Below are 21,362 nucleotides of genomic sequence, written 5' to 3'. Positions count from 1 at the left end.
CTTTCAGAATGCGTCTTCGATCACAGCATGGCCACAAAGGACTTTAACTGGACTTAATCTGGATCTACTTTTAGTATAACTTTTATTTATTTCTTCCAGGGAGCCGATGATGTCTGCTATTCACCCTACCTATACCACCGAAAACCGCATCCTCGGCTGCCTTTATGGGCAAGCCATTGGTGATGCGATGGGTATGCCTTCCGAACTGTGGCCTAAGCGCCGAATTATCAACCATTTTGGCTGGATTGAGCGCTTCCTCCCCGGACCGAAAGAGAATATTGCGGCCTGCGAATTTCGCGCCGCTGAGTTCACCGATGATACCCATCAGTGCATCGCACTCATGGATGCCCTGAATGAAACCAACGGCGTGACCGATCCACTGGTCATCGCCAGGCATATTCTGCTGTGGGCCAGACGCTGTCAGGCCTTTGAAAAAAATATTCTTGGCCCGACCTCGAAGGCTTCCCTGATCGCGCTTGAACAGGGGCAGCCGCTGGAGGAGATCGCGGCCAACGGCGTAACCAACGGCGCGGCAATGCGCGTGGCGCCGATGGGCTGTCTACTGCCCACCGGGGACAGAACGTTTTTCATTGAGCAAGTGCGGCTATCCTGCCTGCCGACGCATAAATCAGACATCGCTATCGCCGGCGCGGTGGTCATTGCATGGGCGATCGGCCGCGCTATTGAAGGGGCCGAATGGCCGTTAATCAAAACGGAGCTGGCGTCGCTCGCCAATGAGACGCAGCGCCATTATGAGTCCACTTTTAGTCCACTGCTGGGAAACCGTATCCACCTGGCGCTGGAAACGATCGCCGGGGAGACTGACCATCTGACGGGTATTGAACGGATTTATGAGGACATCGGCGCCGGTATGGATATTATCGAGTCCGTCCCCGCAGCGATTGCTCTGGTTGAGCTGGCAAAAACGCAGCCTATGAAATGCGCTATGCTGGCAGCCAATTTAGGCGGCGACACCGACACCATTGGCGCGATGGCCACCGCCATCTGCGGCGCGCTTCATGGCATAGAGGCTTTTCCTGAAGAACATATACAACGGATTAAGCAGGCCAACAGCATCGACTTCGCGCCTTACGCACAGCGGCTTGCAGGCTACCGCTTCGCATAATTCACAGAGGGTATCACTATGGACAGCAAAGCTTCATACGATGGAAATATCCAGGCGGCAGATCCCGGAATGGCAGAATTAGGGATCGGTCTGGTCCCCCCGGTCCACCAGACCCAGAAACCGGTCCAGCTGTTTTTCGTCTGGTGCGCCGCGAATATTGGCATTCTTGGCGTCGTTTACGGCGCGGTGATAGTGTCGTTCGGCCTCTCATTCTGGCAGGCGATTCTGGCCGCCGTGGCGGGCGTCGCCTCCTTTGCGCTGGTCGGCATCACCAGCATCGCCGGGAAAATTGGTCGTACGACGACGCTAACCCTCTCCCGCGTCATTTTTGGCAAACGCGGTAATATCGCCCCCACCAGCTTCTGTTGGGTGAATCTGATGGGCTGGGAAGCAGTCAATATCATTACCGGCACGCTCACCCTCGTCGCGCTGTTTGCCGCCATGGGTTTTGAAGAGAGTCTGACCACCACCGCGCTGTCGCTTTTCTTGTTTGGCGGGCTGACCGTACTGGTCAGCGTGCTCGGGCAAAACGCCGTGCTGATGATGCAAAAATGGATCACCCGGATCTTTGGCGCCATGACGCTGCTGGTGGTGATCTATTTACTCTTCACCGCGGACTGGCAGGCCATCCTCGCGCTGCCTTCAGGCAGCTGGCTGACCGGCTTTCTGCCGGCCGTGTCTATTATTGCTGCGGGCACAGGTATCAGCTGGGCTATCGCCGGCGCCGACTATAGTCGCGATCAGCGCCCTGACTCCGGGGAAAAGCCTATTTTTCTCGCCGTGGTCAGCGGCGCCGCCCTCCCGCTGCTGTTGCTGATGCTCACCGGAATACTGCTTACCGCGCAGATCCCCGATCTGGCCTCCAGCGAGAACCCCATTTCAGCGATCGGTAAACTGCTGCCTTCGTGGATGGCAATCCCCTATCTGGCCGCGGCTACCGCCGGGGTCGTGACCATCGCCGTGTTGAGCCTCTATTCCGCCAGCCTTAACCTGTTAAGCATGGGGATTAAGCTACAGCAGCGTTCCGCCGTGGCCCTCGACGCCGTGCTGGTGCTGGGGATTGCCCTCTACGTGCTGTTTGTCTCGAAAGATTTTCTCGGGCCGTTCATCGCGTTTTTGATTTTCTGCGGCGTATTTCTGGCCGCCTGGGCCGCCATCTTTATGGTCGATTTTTATCGGCTGCGCCGCCGTGCCGGATATCCTGAAGCTGATTTATTCAGGGAGAGCGGCGCAAACCGTACCGCGCTGGGCTGCTGGATTGTCGGTGCGCTGGCAGGATTGATGGTCTCTAAAACCGGTTTTATCGACGGACCTTTCGCGGTCGGTATTTTCGCGGACTCCAGCCTCGGGTTATTCGTCTCTTTTATTCTGAGCCTGGCGCTGTATCTCGCCTTCGGAACGAGAAAGGGGGCCTGCCGTGACAATCAGCGCTGACCTGCTATCGCCTCAGCGGCCGATCGTGGTTATCGGCGCCGCTTTTGGCGACATTATTCTCCATCTCGATGCGCTGCCGCAAAGCGGTAGCGATGTCTCCGCCCGCGACGGCGGACGGCAGATTGGCGGCTGTGCGTTCAACGTCGCCCGCGCGCTCTCGCGCCTCGAACTGTTTCCCATTAACGCCATACCGGTAGGCAATGGCGATTGGGGGCAGGCCGTTGCGCAAAAAATGGCGCTGGAAAACTTGCCCGTCCTCTTGCGCCATCCCACCCACGATAACGGCTGGTGTCTGGCTCTTGTCGAAGCCAGCAAAGAGCGGACGTTTATCACCATTGAGGGCTGCGAACAGCACTGGACTGATGAACTATTAGCGCAAATACCGCTGCCGAAGGAGGCAATTATTTACGTCTCGGGATACGAACTGGCCAGCGAAGCGCTGCGCCAGTGGATCCTTGCCCAGACGGAAGATAAAACGCTGTTCGTCGATTTTGGCCCGCGTCTGTGCGACCTGGATATTCACTTTATCCAGGCGCTGCTGCGCAAACGCCCCCTGCTCACCCTGAATCGCGATGAACTCAGCGTGCTGTGCGCGCGTTTATACGATTTGGATAGCGCGACCCTTGATGCCGCCTCACGGCTCGCCAGCGACTGGCATATTCGGGCGATCTGTCGGTTTGATAAGGATGGCGCATGGGTGGTTGAACCTGACGCAGCACCGCAGCATATTCCGGCCTGCCGCGTGAAGGTCCACGACACGATTGCCGCAGGAGACAGCCACTGTGCCGGTACGATCGCCGGGCTGGCCTGCGGGATGGATCTGCAGCAGGCAACGCGGCTGGGCAATGAAGTGGCGGCCATTGTCGTCAGTCAACCCGGTTCAGACGGCGCGCCCGGTCGCAAAGCGCTACGTCAGTTCCAGATTCAACAGCAAAACAGCCGCTAGCCGCTATTTACGCGCTTTCGCCAGCATCGCCCTGATGTTGGCGACGTTCGCCTGGCCTTTATGCATGCGCTCTTCCGGCGAAATCACTTTGCGCTCCTGCTCCCAAATCAGGTCGTCCTGCGGCAGTTCCAGCAGAAAACGGCTCGGCTCCGGCCGCACCAGCTCGCCGTACTGACGGCGCTCTTTGCACAGGGTAAAAGTCAGCTCTTTCTGCGCGCGGGTGATACCTACGTAGGCAAGACGGCGCTCTTCATCGACGTTGTCTTCATCAATGCTGCTCTGGTGCGGCAGCAGCCCCTCTTCCATACCAACCAGGTAGACGTAGGGGAACTCCAGCCCCTTTGACGCGTGAAGCGTCATCAGCTGCACCTGATCCGTCTCCTCATCCGACTCGCCGCGCTCCATCATATCGCGCAGGGTAAAGCGGGTAACGACCTGAGTAAGCGTCATCGGTTCATCGATCTCGCTGCCTTCGAGCATTTCGGTCATCCACGTGAACAGCGTATTGACGTTTTTCATCCGCATTTCGGCGGCTTTCGGGCTGGGCGAGGTCTCATAGAGCCAGGATTCATAATCCACGCCGCGGATCAGATCGCGGACGGCGGCAATCGGTTCACGCTCTGAAAGCTGCTGGATCTCCCGCAGCCAGTGGGTAAAGCGGGTCAAAGACTCATAGCCGCGTCCGTTCAGGGTCTGGGTCAGGCCCATATCGAAGCTGGCGGTAAACATGCTTTTATTGCGCCCCATCGCCCATTCACCCAGCTTTTTCAGCGTCGCCGAACCGATTTCACGCTTTGGCGTATTAACGATGCGCATGAAAGCGCTGTCATCATCGGGATTAGTCAGCACGCGCAGATAGGCCAGCAGGTCTTTAATTTCCGGGCGGGAAAAGAACGACGTGCCGCCGGAAATTTTGTACGGGATGCGGTTCTGCATCAGCATCTTTTCAAAAACCCGCGACTGATGGTTACCGCGATACAGGATCGCGTAGTCCTTATAGGCGGTTTTATTAATAAAGTGATGCGCGATGAGTTCACCGGCAACGCGCTCCGCCTCATGGTCTTCGTTATTGGCAGAGAGCACCTTCAGCTCTACGCCATAGCCCAGTTCGGAAAACAGACGCTTCTCGAAAACGTGTGGGTTATTGGCAATCAGGATGTTAGCCGCCTTCAGGATGCGCCCGGAAGAACGGTAGTTTTGCTCCAGCTTGATCACCTGCAGCGCCGGGAAATCCTGGCTTAGCAGGACCAGGTTCTGCGGCCGCGCGCCGCGCCAGGAGTAGATCGACTGATCGTCATCGCCGACCACGGTAAAGCGCGCCCGCTGTCCCACCAGCAGTTTCACCAGCTCGTACTGGCTGGTGTTGGTGTCCTGGTATTCATCCACCAGCAGATAGCGAATCTTATTCTGCCAGCGCTCCCGCACCTCTTCGTTGCGCTGCAGCAGCAGCGTTGGCAGCAGGATCAGATCGTCAAAGTCGAGTACGTTGCAGGCTTTCATGTGCGCGTCGTACAGCCCGTAGCAGTGAGCAAAGATCCGATCCCGCTCCCCTTTCGCCCCAGCGGCGGCCTGAGCAGGGGTTTGCAGATCGTTTTTCCAGTTGGAGATCGTCGAGATCAGCTGCTGAAGCACCACTTTATCGTCTTCGATCAGCCCTTCGGTGAGCTCTTTTAACAGCGCCACCTGGTCGGTATCGTCGAACAGCGAGAAGTTTGATTTCATCCCTAACGCGGCGTATTCGCGTTTGATGATATCCAGCCCCAGCGTGTGGAAGGTGGAAATCATCAGGCCGCGCGCCTCTTTGCGTCCCAGCGTTTGCCCGACGCGCTCTTTCATTTCGCGCGCCGCCTTGTTGGTAAAGGTGACCGCCGCGATATGACGCGCCTGATAGCCGCAGCCGCGGATCAGGTGGGCGATTTTATTGGTAATCACGCGGGTCTTACCGGAACCGGCACCCGCCAGCACCAGGCACGGTCCGGTAACGAATTCGACGGCTTGTTGTTGGCCAGGATTTAAACGCATGGGAGTCTTTTGCTCAATCTTCGAACGGGGTGGGGATTGTAGCAGAAAGAGGGGCACAGAGAGCAACAGGCTGCCCATTCAGGCAGCCTGGAAATCGGTCAATCAGGATGCGGCCGAGGCAAGCGGCGTATAGCCGTTACGCTGTGCGCTTTTGATCCAGCTGTATGAACCCATTACCGCGATCGCCGTCAGCAGGACATACTCAAGCGACATGGCGTAAACGCCCTGTACCGCGTAGATAACCACGCTAATCACGTCGATAACCACCCACAGCAGCCAGTTTTCGACGAATTTACGCGTCATCAGCACCATGGCGGCAATCGACAACACCAGCATGGTGGAATCCCAGAACGGGAAGGCGTCTGGCTGGAGGTCGGGCATCGCGACCTGCATACCGAACGTTTGCAGCAGAGCAATCATGATACGAGTGAGCGTCGCGAACACCGGATCGATAAACAGCGTCATCAGCACAATCGCCACCGCGCAGACGCCGCCCAGCGCCAGCGTTTGCTGACGGGAAAGCCAGCGTACCTTGAGCGCGGCCTCCTGCGCCTCGTTTTGCCGGCTCCACGCGTACCAGCCGTAAATATTGGCAGCGAAGAAAAAGACCTGCAGCAGCAGGCTGGCATAGAGCTGGATCTGGAAAAAGATCGCCGCAAACAGCGTGACGTTAATCAGGCCAAACAGATAGTTGATGATTTTTTCCCGGCTGGCGCACCAGATGCACAGCAGGCCGAATACGGTACCGATAGCCTCAATCCACGATAGCGCATAGCCGCCTTCGCCAAGAGGAATGTTGACCATCACATTGTTAATGCTAAAAAAGTCCATCACAAACCTCCTTGCTGGCTAGCGGAATAAATGGCGCGCAGCGCCAGGGTAATTTGCCGTTCTTCGCCCTGCTGGCACAGCGCCTCCTGCTGGACATAATCATTGATGCTGCTATCCAGGCAACCGTTGTGGGCAACAACCACGTTGAGTAATGATGCCGTACGTAGGCCGCGCAGCGCGCCGATAGTCATCAGGGCGGCGCTCTCCATATCCGCGCCCAGAACGCCTCGCGCCGACCACTGCGCATCCAGTTCCGCCTCACGATCGGTATAGAAACTGTCGTGGCTGCGCACCAGCCCGCACGCGGCGGGGATGTTCATTTGCCGCGCCTGCGCCACCAGTTCCCAGGTCAGCAGCGGGTCGGCGCAGGCCGGATAGCCCGCCGGCGCATAGGTTCGGCTGGTACCATCATCCATCACCGCAGCGTGAGCGATAATCACATCGCCGAGCGCAAGATTATCCTGCAATGCGCCGCAGCTGCCGATACGAATCAGGGTTGTTACGCCAATCTGGCGCAGCTCTTCAATGGCGATCGCCGTGGAGGGTCCGCCGATACCGGTGGAGAGCACCAAAATCTCGATGCCCTGATACCAGCCGCGCGCGGCGCGAAACTCCCGGTTCTGACCGAGCAGCTGTGGATTATCAAGAAACTTGACGATGCGGTCGACCCGCTGCGGGTCGCCCGGCAGCAGCGCGTACCGCGCGCCGGTCATCTCTTTGCTTAACTGGATATGGGGTTGCAGCGACATTCTCCCGCCTCCTTACTCTTGCGGTTATCCGATATCAGCCTCCTGCTTCAGTTTTTCAGGAGCTAACAACACAATGCGTTCACCATCGGTATCAATAATCTGTAGTGCTTTCAGGTCATGCAAAATACGGTTAATGCTGCGGGTCGTCGCCGCGAACTCCTGACTGAGATTCTGCTTATCCAGCAAGATTTCATTCGCGCCATCCTGTTGATAACGCAGCCATAGCGCCTGACACACCCGCTGATGCAGCGAGTAAAGATTGTCGCTACTGGCCTTTTTCGACAGCTGATAATATTGCTGGCTAAAGAAGCGCAGCATCCGCTGGTTAAAGTGGTTATCCAGCGCCAGCCAGCGGCAGAAATGTTCCTGCGACAGGCTCAGGAGCTGCACATGGTCCACCGCCACCACCGAGCAGATGTAATGACGCGACTCAAAGATCTCGAGTTCGCCCACCATGTCGCCTTTACGGTAGCGGGCCTGACGGTAGCGGCGCCCGTCTTCAGCCTCATAGAAAACGTCCACCTCACCGGCGATAATCAGAGAAAAACGCTGGCACACTTCCCCCTGTCGGCAGATAAAATCACCGCGCGGAATGTCTTCGAAGCGCCAGCGCCGCATGATCTCCAGAGGACAATATTTCAGTAATTCATAGAGCAGCGGATCGCGCACAATCTCGCTCAGCCCGGAAAGCCAGCCGACTGAAAATTCAGGTTTTTTCATTGTATCCATGTTATCTCGCTCCACGACGATAAGGACAGGACGGCTGTCCCCGGCCAGAGGGAAAACGCCGAAGAAAAGTGTTGCCCATCTCCCGCTTCCGTCTATCAGGCGAGACACCTGTCCCGCGATGGCGAAGAGTATAGGTCCGCGACCAAAGCGGATGGTAAAGTAACGGGATATCTTTGAGACATGAGAGCAAAATAATGGCAAAGAGCGCAGCGGCCCTGCATATCCTGGTAAAAGAAGAGAAGCTAGCACAAGAGATCCTCGCCAAACTGGAACGTGGCGTGAGCTTCGATCATCTGGCAAAGCGCTATTCAAAGTGCCCATCCGGACGCAACGGCGGCGATCTCGGGGAGTTTAATCAAGGCGTTATGGTCGGGCCGTTCGATAAGGCGGTCTTCAGCTGCCCGCTGCTCAAGCCTTACGGACCGGTCAAAACCAAATTCGGCTACCACATCATTAAGGTGCTGTATCGCCGCTAGCCCATGCTACTATTGCGCCCTGATTCATCTCCTATTCCATCAAGGTACGATCATGGCAAAAACGGCAGCAGCACTGCATATCCTGGTTAAAGAAGAGCAGCTGGCACTGGATCTTCTGGAGCAAATTAAAAACGGCGCCGATTTCGGTAAACTGGCGAAGAAGCACTCGATCTGCCCGTCAGGCAAACGCGGTGGCGATTTAGGTGAATTCCGCCAGGGCCAGATGGTGCCGGCGTTTGATAAAGTCGTCTTCTCCTGCCCGGTGCTGGAGCCGACCGGCCCGCTACACACCCAGTTTGGTTATCACATCATCAAGGTGCTGTACCGCAATTAAAAAAACCGGTGTCTTATTGCACCGGTTTTTTATCTCACAGCTTTCCCCTAAGGATTTCAGCTTGCAGGAAGGCGGCAAGTGAGTACAGCCCCAGGAGCATAGATAACTATGTGACTGGGGTGTACGAACGCAGCCAACGCATCTGCAAGTTGAAAGACGACGGGGAATTAGCCCGCTACCGCAATGCGTTTCATGTCGGTCATATAGCCGCGCAGTTTCTTACCAACCTGCTCGATAGCGTGGCTGCGAATGGCTTCGTTCACGTCGCGCAGCTGAGCGTTGTCTACCGCGCCTTCGGCAATCGCTTTGCCCAGGTCGCCGGTCTGCAGGGTGGTCATGAACTCTTTCAGCAGCGGTACGCAGGCGTAAGAGAACAGGTAGTTACCGTATTCAGCGGTATCGGAGATAACCACGTTCATTTCGTACAGACGCTTACGAGCGATGGTGTTGGCGATCAGCGGCAGCTCGTGCAGTGATTCGTAGTAAGCGGACTCTTCGATGATGCCGGAATCCACCATGGTTTCAAACGCCAGCTCAACGCCCGCTTTCACCATTGCGATCATCAGAACGCCTTTATCGAAGTACTCCTGCTCGCCAATTTTACCTTCAAACTGCGGTGCGGTTTCGAACGCGGTTTTGCCGGTCTCTTCACGCCAGGTCAGCAGTTTTTTATCGTCGTTGGCCCAGTCAGCCATCATGCCGGAGGAGAATTCACCGGAGATGATGTCATCCATATGCTTCTGGAACAGCGGCGCCATAATCTCTTTCAGCTGTTCGGACAGCGCGTAAGCACGCAGCTTAGCCGGGTTAGACAGACGATCCATCATCAGGGTGATACCGCCCTGCTTCAGCGCTTCGGTGATGGTTTCCCAGCCGAACTGAATCAGTTTTTCGGCGTATGCCGGGTCGGTACCCTCTTCCACCAGCTTATCGAAGCACAGCAGAGAACCGGCCTGCAGCATACCGCAGAGGATGGTCTGCTCGCCCATCAGGTCGGATTTCACTTCGGCAACGAAGGACGATTCCAGCACGCCCGCACGGTGACCGCCGGTCGCCGCAGCCCAGGCTTTAGCGATGGCCATACCTTCGCCTTTCGGATCGTTTTCCGGGTGAACCGCGATCAGGGTCGGAACGCCGAAACCGCGTTTGTACTCTTCACGTACTTCGGTACCCGGGCACTTCGGCGCCACCATCACGACGGTGATATCTTTACGGATCTGCTCGCCAACTTCCACGATGTTGAAGCCGTGAGAGTAGCCCAGCGCCGCGCCGTCTTTCATCAGCGGCTGAACGGAACGTACAACGTCAGAGTGCTGTTTGTCCGGCGTCAGGTTAACCACCAGATCGGCCTGCGGGATCAGCTCTTCGTAGGTACCCACCTTGAAGCCATTTTCGGTTGCTTTGCGCCATGATGCGCGCTTTTCGGCAATCGCTTCTTTACGCAGCGCGTAGGAGATATCCAGACCGGAGTCGCGCATGTTCAGACCCTGGTTCAGGCCCTGAGCGCCACAGCCGACGATGACCACTTTTTTACCCTGAAGGTAGCTTGCGCCATCGGCGAATTCGTCGCGACCCATAAAGCGACATTTGCCCAGCTGCGCCAGCTGCTGGCGCAGGTTCAGTGTATTAAAGTAGTTAGCCATGGTGATACCTCGTGATGTTGTGTGTCTTATTTTGTTCGGTTCGCCTTTCAGCGAGAATGTACCCACATTACAACAGGAAATTTATTGCGGAAATTGATATATTCACAACGTCACGTTGCAATTTCTGCAATGTAAAATCGTGGAGTGCCGCCGGTGGATTTACGCGATCTGAAAACCTTCCTGCATCTGGCTGAAAGCCGCCATTTTGGCCGCAGCGCGCGGGCGATGCACGTCAGCCCCTCCACGCTTTCCCGACAAATTCAGCGCCTGGAGGAAGACCTCGGGCAGCCGCTGTTTGTCCGTGATAACCGCACGGTAACGCTTACCGAAGCGGGAGAAGAGCTACGAACGTTTGCCCAGCAGACGCTGTTGCAGTATCAGCAGCTGCGCCACACTATCGATCAGCAAGGTCCGTCGCTGTCGGGCGAACTGCATATCTTCTGTTCGGTGACGGCCGCTTATAGCCATCTGCCACCGATTCTCGATCGTTTCCGCGCCGAGCATCCCTCGGTGGAAATAAAGCTCACCACCGGCGATGCCGCTGATGCGATGGAAAAAGTGGTGACGGGTGAGGCCGATCTGGCGATTGCCGGGAAACCGGAAACGCTGCCCGGCGCGGTGGCTTTTTCCATGCTGGAGAATCTGGCGGTGGTGCTGATCGCCCCGGCGCTGCCTTGTCCGGTTCGTAACCAGGTCTCAGTGGAGAAGCCTGACTGGGCAACGGTACCCTTTATTATGGCCGACCAGGGCCCCGTGCGTCGCCGCATTGAGCTATGGTTTCGCCGCCATAAAATCAGTAATCCGTCAATTTACGCCACGGTGGGCGGGCATGAAGCCATGGTCTCCATGGTGGCGCTCGGCTGCGGCGTCGCGCTGCTGCCGGAGGTGGTGCTGGAAAACAGCCCTGAGCCAGTGCGCAATCGCGTGATGATTCTGGAGCGTAGCGACGAGAAAACCCCGTTTGAGCTGGGCGTCTGCGCGCCAAAAAAGCGGCTGCATGAGCCGCTGATTAATGCGTTCTGGAATTTGCTGCCTGGCCACTAATGCCGGGCCTGCTCAGGCCTACAGCCCGACCGCAGGCCTGACAAGCACAGCGCTTCTTAACCGGCGAGGAAGAACCTGAACGCTGGATTATTGCTTTCATCATGGCAATCGTAGCCCAGCTCATGCAAGCGGGTTTCGAAGTCAGGCTCATGATCGCCCAGTTCGAATGCCGCCAGCACGCGGCCGTAATCGGTACCGTGACTGCGATAGTGGAACAGAGAGATGTTCCAGTGGGTGCCCAGCGTATGCAGGAACTTCAGCAGCGCGCCGGGCGATTCCGGAAACTCGAAGCTGAACAAACGCTCCTGCAGCGGCTGAGACGGACGCCCGCCGACCATGTAGCGCACGTGTAGCTTGGCCATTTCATCGTCGGAGAGATCCACTACGCTGTAGCCACCGTCGTGCAGCAGGTTGAGGATCTCTTTCCGCTCTTCCAGCCCCCGGCTCAGGCGCACGCCGACAAAAATGCAGGCATTTTTCGCATCCGCGAAGCGGTAGTTGAACTCGGTCACCGAACGGCCGCCCAGCAGCTGGCAGAACTTGAGGAAGCTGCCCTTCTCTTCCGGAATGGTGACCGCCAGCAGCGCTTCGCGCTGTTCTCCCAGCTCGCAGCGTTCGGAAACGTAGCGCAGGCCGTGGAAGTTGACGTTCGCGCCGGAAAGCACGTGCGCCAGGCGTTCGCCGCGAATATTATGCTGAGCGATATATTTTTTCATCCCCGCCAGCGCCAGCGCCCCGGAAGGTTCTGCTACCGCACGCACATCTTCAAACAGGTCTTTCATCGCCGCGCAGATGGCATCGCTATCGACGGTAACGATGTCGTCGAGATACTCCTGGCACAGACGGAAAGTCTCATCGCCGATGCGTTTCACCGCCACGCCTTCGGCAAAAAGCCCAACGCGGGGTAAATCGACCGGATGACCCGCATCCAGCGCGGCTTTCAGACAGGCAGAATCCTCGGCCTCAACCGCAATGACTTTGATCTGCGGCATCAGCTGTTTGATCAGCACCGCCACGCCGGCCGCGAGACCGCCGCCGCCGACCGGGACAAATACGCGATCGATATGGGCATCCTGCTGCAGCAGCTCCAGCGCCAGCGTCCCCTGCCCGGCAATCACCATCGGATGGTCGAAAGGCGGAACCCAGGTGAACCCCTGCTGCTGCGCCAGTTCGATGGCTTTGGCCTTGGCTTCATCGAAATTCGCGCCGTGCAGCAGCACTTCGCCGCCGAAGCCTCGCACCGCATCAACTTTGATATCCGCGGTGGCGGTTGGCATAACGATGAGCGCCTTCACGCCCAGGCGAGATGCCGAGAAAGCCACGCCCTGCGCATGATTACCCGCCGAAGCGGTAATCACGCCATGCGATTTTTGCTCTTCCGTCAGGCCCGCCATCATCGCGTAGGCTCCGCGCAGCTTAAAGCTGTGCACCGGCTGACGATCTTCACGCTTCACCAGCACAACGTTATCGAGGCGCGACGAGAGCTTTTCCATTTTTTGCAGCGGCGTGATCTGCGCGGCTTCGTATACCGGCGCGCGCAGTACCGCTCTGAGGTATTCCGCCCCCTCGGGGGCGGCGGAGAGGGGTTGAGACTCGGCCATCATTAACCCCCAAGTTTCGATTTATCGCGCACCGCGCCTTTGTCGGCGCTGGTTGCCAGGCTGGCATAGGCGCGAAGGGCAAAGGAAACCTGACGCTCGCGATCTTTCGGCGTCCATGCTTTATCACCGCGCGCTTCCTGAGCTTCGCGGCGCGCCGCAATCTCGGCATCGCTTAGCTGCAGCTGAATGCCACGGTTCGGGATATCGATAGCAATCATGTCGCCATCTTCAATGATCGCGATATTGCCACCGCTGGCCGCTTCCGGAGAAACGTGACCAATAGAGAGACCCGAGGTACCGCCGGAGAAGCGTCCGTCGGTAATCAGCGCACAGGCTTTACCCAGGCCCATTGATTTCAGGAAGGTCGTCGGGTAGAGCATCTCCTGCATCCCCGGCCCGCCTTTCGGCCCTTCATAGCGGATGACGACTACGTCACCGGCGACCACCTTGCCGCCGAGGATCGCATCCACAGCCGCGTCCTGGCTTTCGTATACCTTCGCCGGGCCGGTAAACTTGAGGATACTGTCGTCAACGCCGGCGGTTTTCACGATACAGCCGTTCTCGGCAAAGTTGCCGTACAGAACCGCCAGACCGCCGTCCTTGCTGTAAGCATGTTCCAGCGAGCGGATACAGCCTTCTGCGCGATCGTCATCCAGGGTGTCCCAACGGCAGTTCTGAGAGAAAGCCTGCGTTGTGCGGATACCCGCAGGGCCAGCGCGGAACATCTTCTTAACCGCTTCATCCTGCGTGACGGTGATATCGTACTGCTCCAGCGTCTGCGGCAGGGACAAACCAAGCACGTTTTTCACATCGCGGTTCAGCAGCCCGGCACGATCCAGTTCACCTAAAATACCCAATACGCCGCCCGCGCGATGCACGTCTTCCATATGATATTTCTGCGTACTTGGCGCGACCTTACACAGCTGCGGCACTTTGCGGGAAAGTTTATCGATATCGCTCATGGTGAAGTCGATTTCCGCTTCCTGCGCCGCCGCCAGCAGATGCAGTACGGTATTGGTGGAACCGCCCATGGCGATATCCAGCGTCATGGCGTTTTCAAACGCCGCCTTATTGGCGATATTACGCGGCAGCGCAGAGGCATCGTCCTGCTCGTAATAGCGTTTAGTCAGCTCAACGATACGTGAGCCCGCATTGAGGAATAGCTGTTTACGATCGGCGTGAGTCGCCAGCAGCGAGCCGTTGCCCGGCTGCGACAGGCCCAGCGCTTCGGTCAGGCAGTTCATGGAGTTCGCGGTGAACATTCCCGAACAAGAGCCGCACGTCGGGCAGGCGGAACGCTCAACCTGATTACTCTGATCGTCGGAGACTTTCGGGTCAGCGCCCTGAATCATCGCGTCAACGAGGTCGAGTTTAATGATTTGATCGGACAGTTTGGTTTTCCCGGCTTCCATCGGGCCACCGGAAACAAAAATGACCGGAATATTCAGGCGCAGAGACGCCATTAACATCCCCGGGGTGATTTTGTCGCAGTTGGAGATACAGACCATCGCATCAGCACAGTGGGCGTTAACCATATACTCAACCGAGTCGGCGATCAGTTCGCGGGATGGCAGTGAATAAAGCATACCCCCGTGGCCCATCGCGATCCCATCATCCACCGCAATGGTGTTGAATTCTTTGGCGACGCCGCCAGCGGCCTCGATTTGCTCAGCAACCAGTTTGCCGAGATCGCGCAGGTGAACGTGGCCCGGCACGAACTGGGTGAAAGAGTTCACCACGGCGATAATCGGCTTACCGAAATCATCGTCGGTCATTCCAGTGGCGCGCCACAGCGCGCGGGCACCCGCCATATTACGGCCGTGAGTGGTTGTGGCGGAACGGTACTTAGGCATGCTTTAGTTACTCCCAGTTTCGGTGAAATGGGGCGTTGCGTGTCGCCCCATTTTTTTATGCTTATTGATTAACCTGATCCAACCAGCCCCATTTATCCTCGGTTTCACCGGTGAAGAGGCCAAAGAATGCTTGCTGAATGCGCTTGGTGATCGGGCCGCAGCGGCCTTCGCCCACCTGAATACCATCAACGCTGCGTACCGGCGTGATCTCTGCGGCAGTACCGGACATAAACACTTCGTCGGCCAGGTACAGGGACTCGCGGGACAATACCTGCTCGCGGACTTCGAGGCCGAGATCTTTCGCCAGCTTGATGATAGCGTCGCGGGTGATGCCAGGCAGCGCGGAAGAGGTGAACGGCGGGGTAAACAGCACGCCATCCTTCACTTCAAACAGGTTTTCACCGGCGCCTTCAGAGATGTAGCCGTTCACGTCCAGCGCGATACCTTCCTGATAGCCATGGCGACGCGCTTCGCTGCCGACCAGCAGCGAAGAGAGATAGTTACCGCCGGCTTTGGCCGCGGTCGGAATAGTGTTTGGCGCCGCGCGATTCCAGGAAGAAACCATCGCATCGATCCCCTGATCCAGCGCTTCGGCGCCCAGGTAGGCGCCCCACGGGAACGCCGCGATGATCACGTCAGTGTTATAGCCCGGAGGCGGGTTGACGCCCATGCCCACGTCGCCGACGAAGACTAACGGGCGGATATAGGCGCTGGTCAGACTGTTTTTACGAATGACTTCACGGCAGGCTTCCATCAGCTCATCAACGCTCTGAGAAACCGGGAAACGATAGATTTTTGCTGAGTCATGCAAACGCTGCATATGTTCACGGTGACGGAACACCACCGGTCCCTTGTGAGAGTCGTAGCAACGGATGCCTTCAAATACGGAAGTCCCGTAGTGCAGCGCATGGGACATCACGTGAACCTTCGCCTCGCCCCACGGAACCATCTCACCATTGAACCAAATGTAATCAGCTTTTTTCGTCGTCATTGTTCTTCCTTTGCGCTCAGGCGCGAATTTGTTGTGATGTAGGCTGCTGGATCTCGACGCAGGCGACGTCCACCAGTTTGCTTAATTGACTAAACAGTAATTCGACGGGCCGCTGGCTGGCAACGGTCAGTTCAATATTAATATTCCGGGCATCGGCGGCGGTTGCCATATTCATCGCGCAAATCTGGAACCCGCGATGGCGCACGACGCGCAGCACGCGTTCTAACGTTTCAGGATTAGAGCGAGCCTGCAAGGCGACCTGATGTTGCATCATGATAATTTCTCCAGCATTTCTGCATTACTGGCACCGGGCGGCACCAACGGCCAGACGTTCTCAAGTTCGTCGATTGAGACATGAAGCAGGTAAGGCCCCTGGCTCGAAAGCATGGTGTCGAGTGCCGCTTCAACCTGGTCTTTACGGGTGATGTGTTGACCAGGGATGCCGAAGGCGCTGGCCAGAGTAAGGAAATCGGGGTTATCGGTAAGGGTGGTTTCGCTATAACGTTCCTGAAAAAACAGCTGTTGCCATTGTCGAACCATTCCTAAACGCTGGTTGTCCAGTAAGACTATCTTCAGCGGCAGCTGCTTGCGTTTTACGGTGCCCAGCTCCTGCACGTTCATCATGAAGGAGCCGTCACCGGAGATACAGATAACCGTATCGTCTGGACGGGCCACCTGCGCGCCTACCGCTGCGGGCAAGCCGAAACCCATAGTGCCTAATCCGCTGGAAGTGATGAAATTCTCCGGGCGCGTATAGTTCATATGCTGCGCTGACCACATCTGATGCTGGCCCACATCGGTTGTCACGACGCAGTCTGCGGGTTTGCGATCGGAAAGCTGCTTCAGCAGCAGCGGGGCATAGATAGCGTCTCCCGGATGATCGTAGCGCCAGGCATGCTCGGCGCGCAGCTGCGCATTACGTTGGCGCCAGGCGTCGATAGACAGCGGCTGCTGGAGCGCGGGCAGCATCACATTCAAATCGCCGGTCAGGCCGATATGTGCCTGACGGAGCTTGTTCAGTTCTGCCGGATCGATATCCATATGGATAACTTTGGCGTGCGGGGCAAACGTATTCAGCTTGCCGGTGACGCGATCGTCAAAACGGGCGCCTACCGCGATCAGCAGGTCACATTCCTGTACTGCAAGGTTGGCCGCTTTAGTACCGTGCATCCCCAGCATGCCCAGATAGTAGGGATAATCCGCCGCTACCGCACCCAGCCCTTTCAGGGTAGACGTCACGGGCATTTGCGTAACGGCAAGAAATTCGCGCAGCGCCGGTACCGCCTGCGCCATCCCCACGCCGCCGCCAACGTATAACATCGGCTTCTGCGACTGGGTCAGCATCTGCAAAGCGTATTCGATATCCGCATATGGAAAATCAACGTCGTCGGCTACCATGGAAAAATGCGGATCGAGATCGCCCTGAGCCAGCTGGATATCCTTTGGGATATCGACCAGCACGGGACCGGGACGCCCGGAGTTTGCTACGTGGAAAGCTTCGGCAATGATGCGCGGCAGTTCTTCCAGCGACTGCACCAGGAAACTATGCTTGGTGCATGCCAGCGATAAACCGAGGACATCAACTTCCTGGAATGCGTCGGTGCCAATGAACGGGGCCGCAACCTGGCCGGTGATAGCAACAACGGGAACGGAATCAAGCAGCGCGTCGGCGAGGCCGGTGATCAGGTTGGTTGCGCCAGGCCCCGAAGTGGCGATACACACCCCGGTTTTGCCGGTAGCCCTGGCATAGCCGATAGCCGCCATAGCCGCGCCCTGTTCATGCCGGCACAGTAGGTGTTCCACGCCGCCGTCATACAATGCATCGTAAACCGGCATAATTGCTCCACCCGGATAGCCAAAAACGGTATCGACTCCCTGTGCTCGCAAAGCATGTACTACCCACCGCGCCCCATTCATAGTTACTTCCCCGTCGTAGATCGAGAGAAACAGAATTTTATGCTACCAGCCATCGTCTGCTCCTCTTTTCTGTTTTTAAGTTATAAAAAAACCCCCGGACCTTTCGGTGCGGGGGTCTTAGTTCGTTAAGGCTTGTTTTTTAAGCCTTTCCTCGTCCAAGTGCAGCCCCGCACGGTGGGATAATAATCACCACCACGCTAATCACGACCAGGCTAATCACTCGTAGAAGGGCTGTCATTTTATGTTCTTTCTGGCTTCATGTTCGAAGGAATACCTAAAGAGTTACCACAGACTTCGCGTTAAACACAAGATTTTTTTATGACCTCATTTCTTACCTTGCTAACCATTTAAGAAAAAACAATTGTTTTTAATGGGAAAAATATGAAATGAAAATATTTCAATTTGTGGCGTGCTCCACAGCACTTTCTCATCTTGTTGCCTGATGACAGCATTTTACGAGCCGGCATCCAACACCAGTGCAAAGCGGAAATTGCCGGAAAATTGGCTGGGAGCAAGCATGCAGAATTTAATATTGCCGAATTACTCAACAGCAAATCCCCGACATAATCCCGGTACTCAGGAGGTGTTATGTCACTCGCCATTGTTTACACCCGCGCCGCTCTCGGGATCGGTGCCCCGCTTATCACGGTTGAAGTTCATATCAGCAACGGGCTCCCAGGTCTGACAATGGTAGGACTGCCTGAAACAACGGTTAGAGAAGCGCGTGACCGGGTACGTAGTGCGATTATCAACAGCGGTTACGCTTATCCGGCGAAAAAAATCACCATCAATCTGGCCCCGGCCGATCTACCAAAAGAAGGGGGAAGATATGATTTACCTATCGCTCTCGCGCTTCTGGTGGCCTCAGAGCAGCTAAAGGCCCCCAGGCTAAATCAATATGAGTTTGTCGGCGAGCTGGCGCTTACAGGCGCTCTGCGTGGCGTTCCTGGGGCCATATCCAGCGCCATGGAGGCCATAAAAGCGGGGCGGAAGATTGTTATCTCTAATGAGAATTCTCCAGAGGTGGGGTTAATCGGCGGCAGTGACTGCCTTATCGCCACCGATCTCCAGGAAGTCTGCGCTTTTCTCGAAGGTCGACATACCCTGGCTAACCCCCTTCCAGAAGGGGAATATTCGGATGAAACATCGGTTGATCTGCGTGATGTTATTGGCCAGCGGCAGGGGAAACGAGCGCTGGAAATCATCGCTGCAGGTGGTCACAACCTGCTGATGATAGGCCCGCCCGGCACAGGAAAAACGATGCTCGCCAGTCGATTACCGGGACTACTGCCGCCGCTGAGTAATCAGGAAGCGCTGGAAAGCGCGGCAATACTTAGCCTGGTCGATTCCAGGCATGCCATGAAAAATTGGCGCCGCAGGCCCTTTCGTGCCCCGCATCATAGCGCCTCCCTGGCGGCCATGGTGGGCGGAGGCTCAATTCCGGCACCGGGAGAGATCTCCCTTGCCCATAACGGAGTCCTGTTCCTGGATGAGCTGCCTGAATTCGAACGCAGGGTGCTGGATGCGTTACGCGAACCCATTGAGTCAGGGGTTATCCATATCTCACGCACGCGCGCCAAAATCGATTATCCAGCCCGTTTCCAGCTTATTGCAGCGATGAATCCCAGCCCGACAGGACACTATCAGGGCCAGCATAATCGCGCTTCACCGGAACAGACGCTACGCTACCTGGGTCGTTTATCCGGCCCGTTTCTTGACCGATTTGATCTCTCCCTGGAGATCCCGCTTCCGCCGCCGGGGGTGCTCAGCCAGGGAACAAACGAAGAGGAAAGTAGCGCCTGCGTACGCCAACGTGTTCTGGCCGCACGCGAAAGGCAGCTATCGCGGCAGAAAAAACTTAACGCGCATCTGGGAAATGATGAGATGAAAATCTGCTGCCGGCTTCATAAAGATGACGCTGTCTGGCTGGAGCAGACGCTAATACAGCTCGGTCTTTCAATCCGCGCCTGGCAGCGCCTGATTAAAGTTTCCCGAACTATTGCCGATATTGAGGCAGTCGAACGCATCGAACGTCATCATTTGCAGGAGGCTCTCGGCTATCGGGCAATAGACAGAATGTTGAGCCATCTACAAAAAATGATGGCGTAAAAAAAGGGCTTACGCCCTTTTTCTTAATCATCGCTTTCTGTGTAATCTTCCGTACCTTCCACCTGCGGCTTGCCGCCGGACAGGGTATGGAAACGCTTCGGACGCTTAATGCGCGCCATGTACTTAATCCAGACGCGTTCTGCTTCCGTTGCGGGCTCACGTTCACCACGGCATACCGAAACAAACTGTTTTTCATCGTCGGTGACAGGCTCGCGTTTACCTAGTTCGAGTTCATTAAAGGCATAACCATGACGTTCCAGCAGTTGCGCCTCTTTGATGGTGAAATCTCCATGACGGGAAAACCCGCGCGGATAATTTTTATTGTCGAAAAAACGATTAGTTGTCGTAAAGCTTTCCGCCATCCTACACGCTCCTGATTCTTTGGCCGAGCTAATTATGGCGCGGAGTATTAGTTACGCTTGACAGAGCGTCAAACAAAACATTTAAATCATCACGACAAATAATTTTGCGGAGAAGAGTGTGGATACGGAATTGCTCAAGACTTTCCTTGAGGTGAGCAGAACTCGCCACTTTGGCCGAGCCGCAGAGGCGCTTTATCTGACGCAGTCAGCAGTTAGCTTTCGTATTCGTCAGCTGGAGAACCAGCTGGGGGTAAATCTTTTTACCCGTCATCGTAATAATATCCGTCTGACCTCAGCCGGAGAGAAACTGCTACCCTACGCCGAAACCCTGATGAATACCTGGCAAGCTGCGCGCAAGGAGGTCGCGAATGCTTCCCGCCATAATGAATTTTCGATCGGTGCCAGCGCTTCTCTGTGGGAATGCCTGCTTAATGGATGGCTGGGAAAGCTCTATACAGAGCCCTATAACCTACAGTTTGAGGCGCGGATTGCGCAGCGGCAATCGCTGGTCAAACAGCTGCACGAACGTCAGCTTGATCTCTTGATCACGACAGAATCGCCGAAGATGGATGAACTAAGCAGCCAGTTGCTGGGTAATTTTACCCTGGCGCTTTATTGTGCCTCTCCGGCTAAATACACAAATGAATTGAATTATTTACGCCTGGAATGGGGGCCCGATTTCCAACAAAACGAAGCGGGATTGATCGGAAATGATGATATTCCTCTGCTGACCACCAGTTCTGCCGAGTTAGCTTACCAACAGCTCAGCGCGCTTAAGGGCTGTACATGGCTGCCCGTGCTCTGGGCACAGGGGAAAAATAATCTGCATACGGTGACCGACAGTGCGACGCTTTCAAGGCCTCTCTATGCGATTTGGCTACAGAACAGCGATAAACAAGCGCAGATTCGGGAGATCCTGAAGCACAATATATTAGGATAAACGCGCTCCTCCAGGGATGGAGGACGATCGGCGGGAAATTTAAAGCAAAAAAAATCCTTTGCCTGAGCAAAGGATTATATATGGCAGGGGCGGAGAGACTCGAACTCGCGACACCCGGTTTTGGAGACCGGTGCTCTACCAACTGAGCTACGCCCCTAAAGTTTCTTATCATTAAGCCTGCTTAATCAGCAGGCTTAATTTTTTAATAAGTGGCGGAACGGACGGGACTCGAACCCGCGACCCCCTGCGTGACAG

The 21,362-nt window shown here is 56.2% G+C and carries 20 protein-coding genes and 1 tRNA gene; 8 read left to right on the top strand and 13 right to left on the bottom strand.

Annotated elements, in window-relative coordinates:
- Positions 1 to 109: 109 nt before the first annotated feature.
- Genes SIK97_RS25755 through SIK97_RS25745 form a run of 3 tightly spaced genes read left to right on the top strand, consistent with a single transcriptional unit; the run spans position 110 to position 3,506 of the window.
- Positions 110 to 1,126 carry an ADP-ribosylglycohydrolase family protein gene (locus SIK97_RS25755; protein WP_014227452.1) on the top strand — a complete coding sequence of 339 codons (1,017 nt, stop codon included), beginning with the start codon at positions 110 to 112 and terminating at the stop codon, positions 1,124 to 1,126.
- An 18-nt stretch (positions 1,127 to 1,144) separates the two neighbouring features.
- Entirely contained in the window at positions 1,145 to 2,560 is a 1,416-nt protein-coding gene (locus SIK97_RS25750) for a purine-cytosine permease family protein (RefSeq protein WP_014837065.1), read from the top strand.
- Positions 2,544 to 3,506 (top strand): PfkB family carbohydrate kinase, encoded by a 963-nt coding sequence (locus tag SIK97_RS25745; protein ID WP_025108416.1) that lies wholly within the window; start codon positions 2,544 to 2,546, stop codon positions 3,504 to 3,506. The genes SIK97_RS25750 and SIK97_RS25745 overlap by 17 nt, the downstream gene beginning before the upstream one ends.
- Positions 3,507 to 3,509: 3 nt before the next feature.
- On the opposite strand, the gene rep is transcribed toward SIK97_RS25745, so the two are convergent.
- The 4 genes from rep to SIK97_RS25725 all read right to left on the bottom strand — a co-directional run bounded on the left by rep (position 3,510) and on the right by SIK97_RS25725 (position 7,837).
- On the bottom strand, positions 3,510 to 5,528 hold the full coding sequence (gene rep, locus SIK97_RS25740) for a DNA helicase Rep (RefSeq protein WP_014227450.1): 2,019 nt from the start codon (positions 5,526 to 5,528) through the stop codon (positions 3,510 to 3,512).
- 102 nt (positions 5,529 to 5,630) lie between these two features.
- Positions 5,631 to 6,359 carry a nicotinamide riboside transporter PnuC gene (gene pnuC / locus SIK97_RS25735; protein WP_032747333.1) on the bottom strand — a complete coding sequence of 243 codons (729 nt, stop codon included), beginning with the start codon at positions 6,357 to 6,359 and terminating at the stop codon, positions 5,631 to 5,633.
- A complete protein-coding gene (locus tag SIK97_RS25730) occupies positions 6,359 to 7,108 on the bottom strand; it encodes a nucleoside phosphorylase (protein WP_032747332.1) in 750 nt (249 codons plus the stop codon). Before SIK97_RS25730 ends, pnuC begins: the two co-directional genes overlap by 1 nt.
- 24 nt (positions 7,109 to 7,132) lie before the next feature.
- Entirely contained in the window at positions 7,133 to 7,837 is a 705-nt protein-coding gene (locus tag SIK97_RS25725) for a Crp/Fnr family transcriptional regulator (RefSeq protein WP_004097483.1), read from the bottom strand.
- Between the two features lie 194 nt (positions 7,838 to 8,031).
- Here SIK97_RS25725 and ppiC (SIK97_RS25720) point away from each other — a divergent pair, with 194 nt between their 5' ends.
- Both ppiC (SIK97_RS25720) and ppiC (SIK97_RS25715) read left to right on the top strand, forming a co-directional pair.
- Complete coding sequence (ppiC, locus tag SIK97_RS25720) at positions 8,032 to 8,313, top strand: peptidylprolyl isomerase PpiC (RefSeq protein ID WP_004127352.1); 282 nt, start codon at positions 8,032 to 8,034, stop codon at positions 8,311 to 8,313.
- A 52-nt stretch (positions 8,314 to 8,365) separates the two neighbouring features.
- A complete protein-coding gene (gene ppiC, locus SIK97_RS25715) occupies positions 8,366 to 8,647 on the top strand; it encodes a peptidylprolyl isomerase PpiC (RefSeq protein ID WP_004097481.1) in 282 nt (93 codons plus the stop codon).
- Between the two features lie 167 nt (positions 8,648 to 8,814).
- On the opposite strand, the gene ilvC is transcribed toward ppiC (SIK97_RS25715), so the two are convergent.
- Positions 8,815 to 10,290, bottom strand: coding sequence for a ketol-acid reductoisomerase (gene ilvC / locus SIK97_RS25710; protein WP_003018001.1), 1,476 nt, complete (start codon positions 10,288 to 10,290; stop codon positions 8,815 to 8,817).
- 153 nt (positions 10,291 to 10,443) lie between these two features.
- On the opposite strand from ilvC, the gene ilvY reads away from it, so the two are divergent.
- Complete coding sequence (gene ilvY, locus SIK97_RS25705) at positions 10,444 to 11,334, top strand: HTH-type transcriptional activator IlvY (protein ID WP_004097479.1); 891 nt, start codon at positions 10,444 to 10,446, stop codon at positions 11,332 to 11,334.
- A 56-nt stretch (positions 11,335 to 11,390) separates the two neighbouring features.
- Here the strand turns inward: ilvY and ilvA are convergent, their stop codons facing one another.
- The 6 genes from ilvA to ilvL all read right to left on the bottom strand — a co-directional run bounded on the left by ilvA (position 11,391) and on the right by ilvL (position 17,934).
- Positions 11,391 to 12,935 carry a threonine ammonia-lyase, biosynthetic gene (gene ilvA / locus SIK97_RS25700; protein ID WP_014227448.1) on the bottom strand — a complete coding sequence of 515 codons (1,545 nt, stop codon included), beginning with the start codon at positions 12,933 to 12,935 and terminating at the stop codon, positions 11,391 to 11,393.
- A gap of 2 nt (positions 12,936 to 12,937) precedes the next feature.
- On the bottom strand, positions 12,938 to 14,788 hold the full coding sequence (ilvD, locus tag SIK97_RS25695; RefSeq protein ID WP_004097475.1) for a dihydroxy-acid dehydratase: 1,851 nt from the start codon (positions 14,786 to 14,788) through the stop codon (positions 12,938 to 12,940).
- Between the two features lie 61 nt (positions 14,789 to 14,849).
- Complete coding sequence (locus tag SIK97_RS25690; protein WP_004097473.1) at positions 14,850 to 15,779, bottom strand: branched-chain amino acid transaminase; 930 nt, start codon at positions 15,777 to 15,779, stop codon at positions 14,850 to 14,852.
- Between the two features lie 16 nt (positions 15,780 to 15,795).
- The gene (ilvM, locus tag SIK97_RS25685) at positions 15,796 to 16,053 is read right to left on the bottom strand and encodes an acetolactate synthase 2 small subunit (RefSeq protein ID WP_004097471.1); all 258 of its coding nucleotides are present in this window, start codon (positions 16,051 to 16,053) and stop codon (positions 15,796 to 15,798) included.
- Positions 16,050 to 17,696 carry an acetolactate synthase 2 catalytic subunit gene (ilvG, locus tag SIK97_RS25680; protein ID WP_032747330.1) on the bottom strand — a complete coding sequence of 549 codons (1,647 nt, stop codon included), beginning with the start codon at positions 17,694 to 17,696 and terminating at the stop codon, positions 16,050 to 16,052. The genes ilvM and ilvG overlap by 4 nt, the downstream gene beginning before the upstream one ends.
- A gap of 139 nt (positions 17,697 to 17,835) precedes the next feature.
- Positions 17,836 to 17,934: an ilv operon leader peptide gene (ilvL, locus tag SIK97_RS25675; RefSeq protein ID WP_001311244.1), complete on the bottom strand. Its 99-nt coding sequence runs from the start codon at positions 17,932 to 17,934 to the stop codon at positions 17,836 to 17,838.
- A gap of 350 nt (positions 17,935 to 18,284) precedes the next feature.
- Between ilvL and SIK97_RS25670 the strand changes: the two genes are divergently transcribed.
- The gene (locus SIK97_RS25670) at positions 18,285 to 19,805 is read left to right on the top strand and encodes a YifB family Mg chelatase-like AAA ATPase (protein ID WP_025108421.1); all 1,521 of its coding nucleotides are present in this window, start codon (positions 18,285 to 18,287) and stop codon (positions 19,803 to 19,805) included.
- Between the two features lie 23 nt (positions 19,806 to 19,828).
- Here SIK97_RS25670 and SIK97_RS25665 read toward each other — a convergent pair whose 3' ends face one another.
- On the bottom strand, positions 19,829 to 20,167 hold the full coding sequence (locus SIK97_RS25665; RefSeq protein ID WP_004097464.1) for a DUF413 domain-containing protein: 339 nt from the start codon (positions 20,165 to 20,167) through the stop codon (positions 19,829 to 19,831).
- 118 nt (positions 20,168 to 20,285) lie between these two features.
- Between SIK97_RS25665 and hdfR the strand changes: the two genes are divergently transcribed.
- Positions 20,286 to 21,107 (top strand): HTH-type transcriptional regulator HdfR, encoded by an 822-nt coding sequence (gene hdfR / locus SIK97_RS25660; RefSeq protein ID WP_004097454.1) that lies wholly within the window; start codon positions 20,286 to 20,288, stop codon positions 21,105 to 21,107.
- Positions 21,108 to 21,188: 81 nt separating this feature from the next.
- On the opposite strand, the gene SIK97_RS25655 is transcribed toward hdfR, so the two are convergent.
- Positions 21,189 to 21,264: transfer RNA gene (locus SIK97_RS25655), tRNA-Trp, on the bottom strand.
- Between the last annotated feature and the right edge of the window lie 98 nt (positions 21,265 to 21,362).

The organism is Klebsiella sp. JN_Kp126 (assembly GCF_033843325.1).
GTDB classification, from domain to species: Bacteria; Pseudomonadota; Gammaproteobacteria; order Enterobacterales; family Enterobacteriaceae; genus Klebsiella; species Klebsiella michiganensis.
Note: the sequence above shows the minus strand (reverse complement) of the source record. Positions and strands in the feature narration are given on the sequence as shown.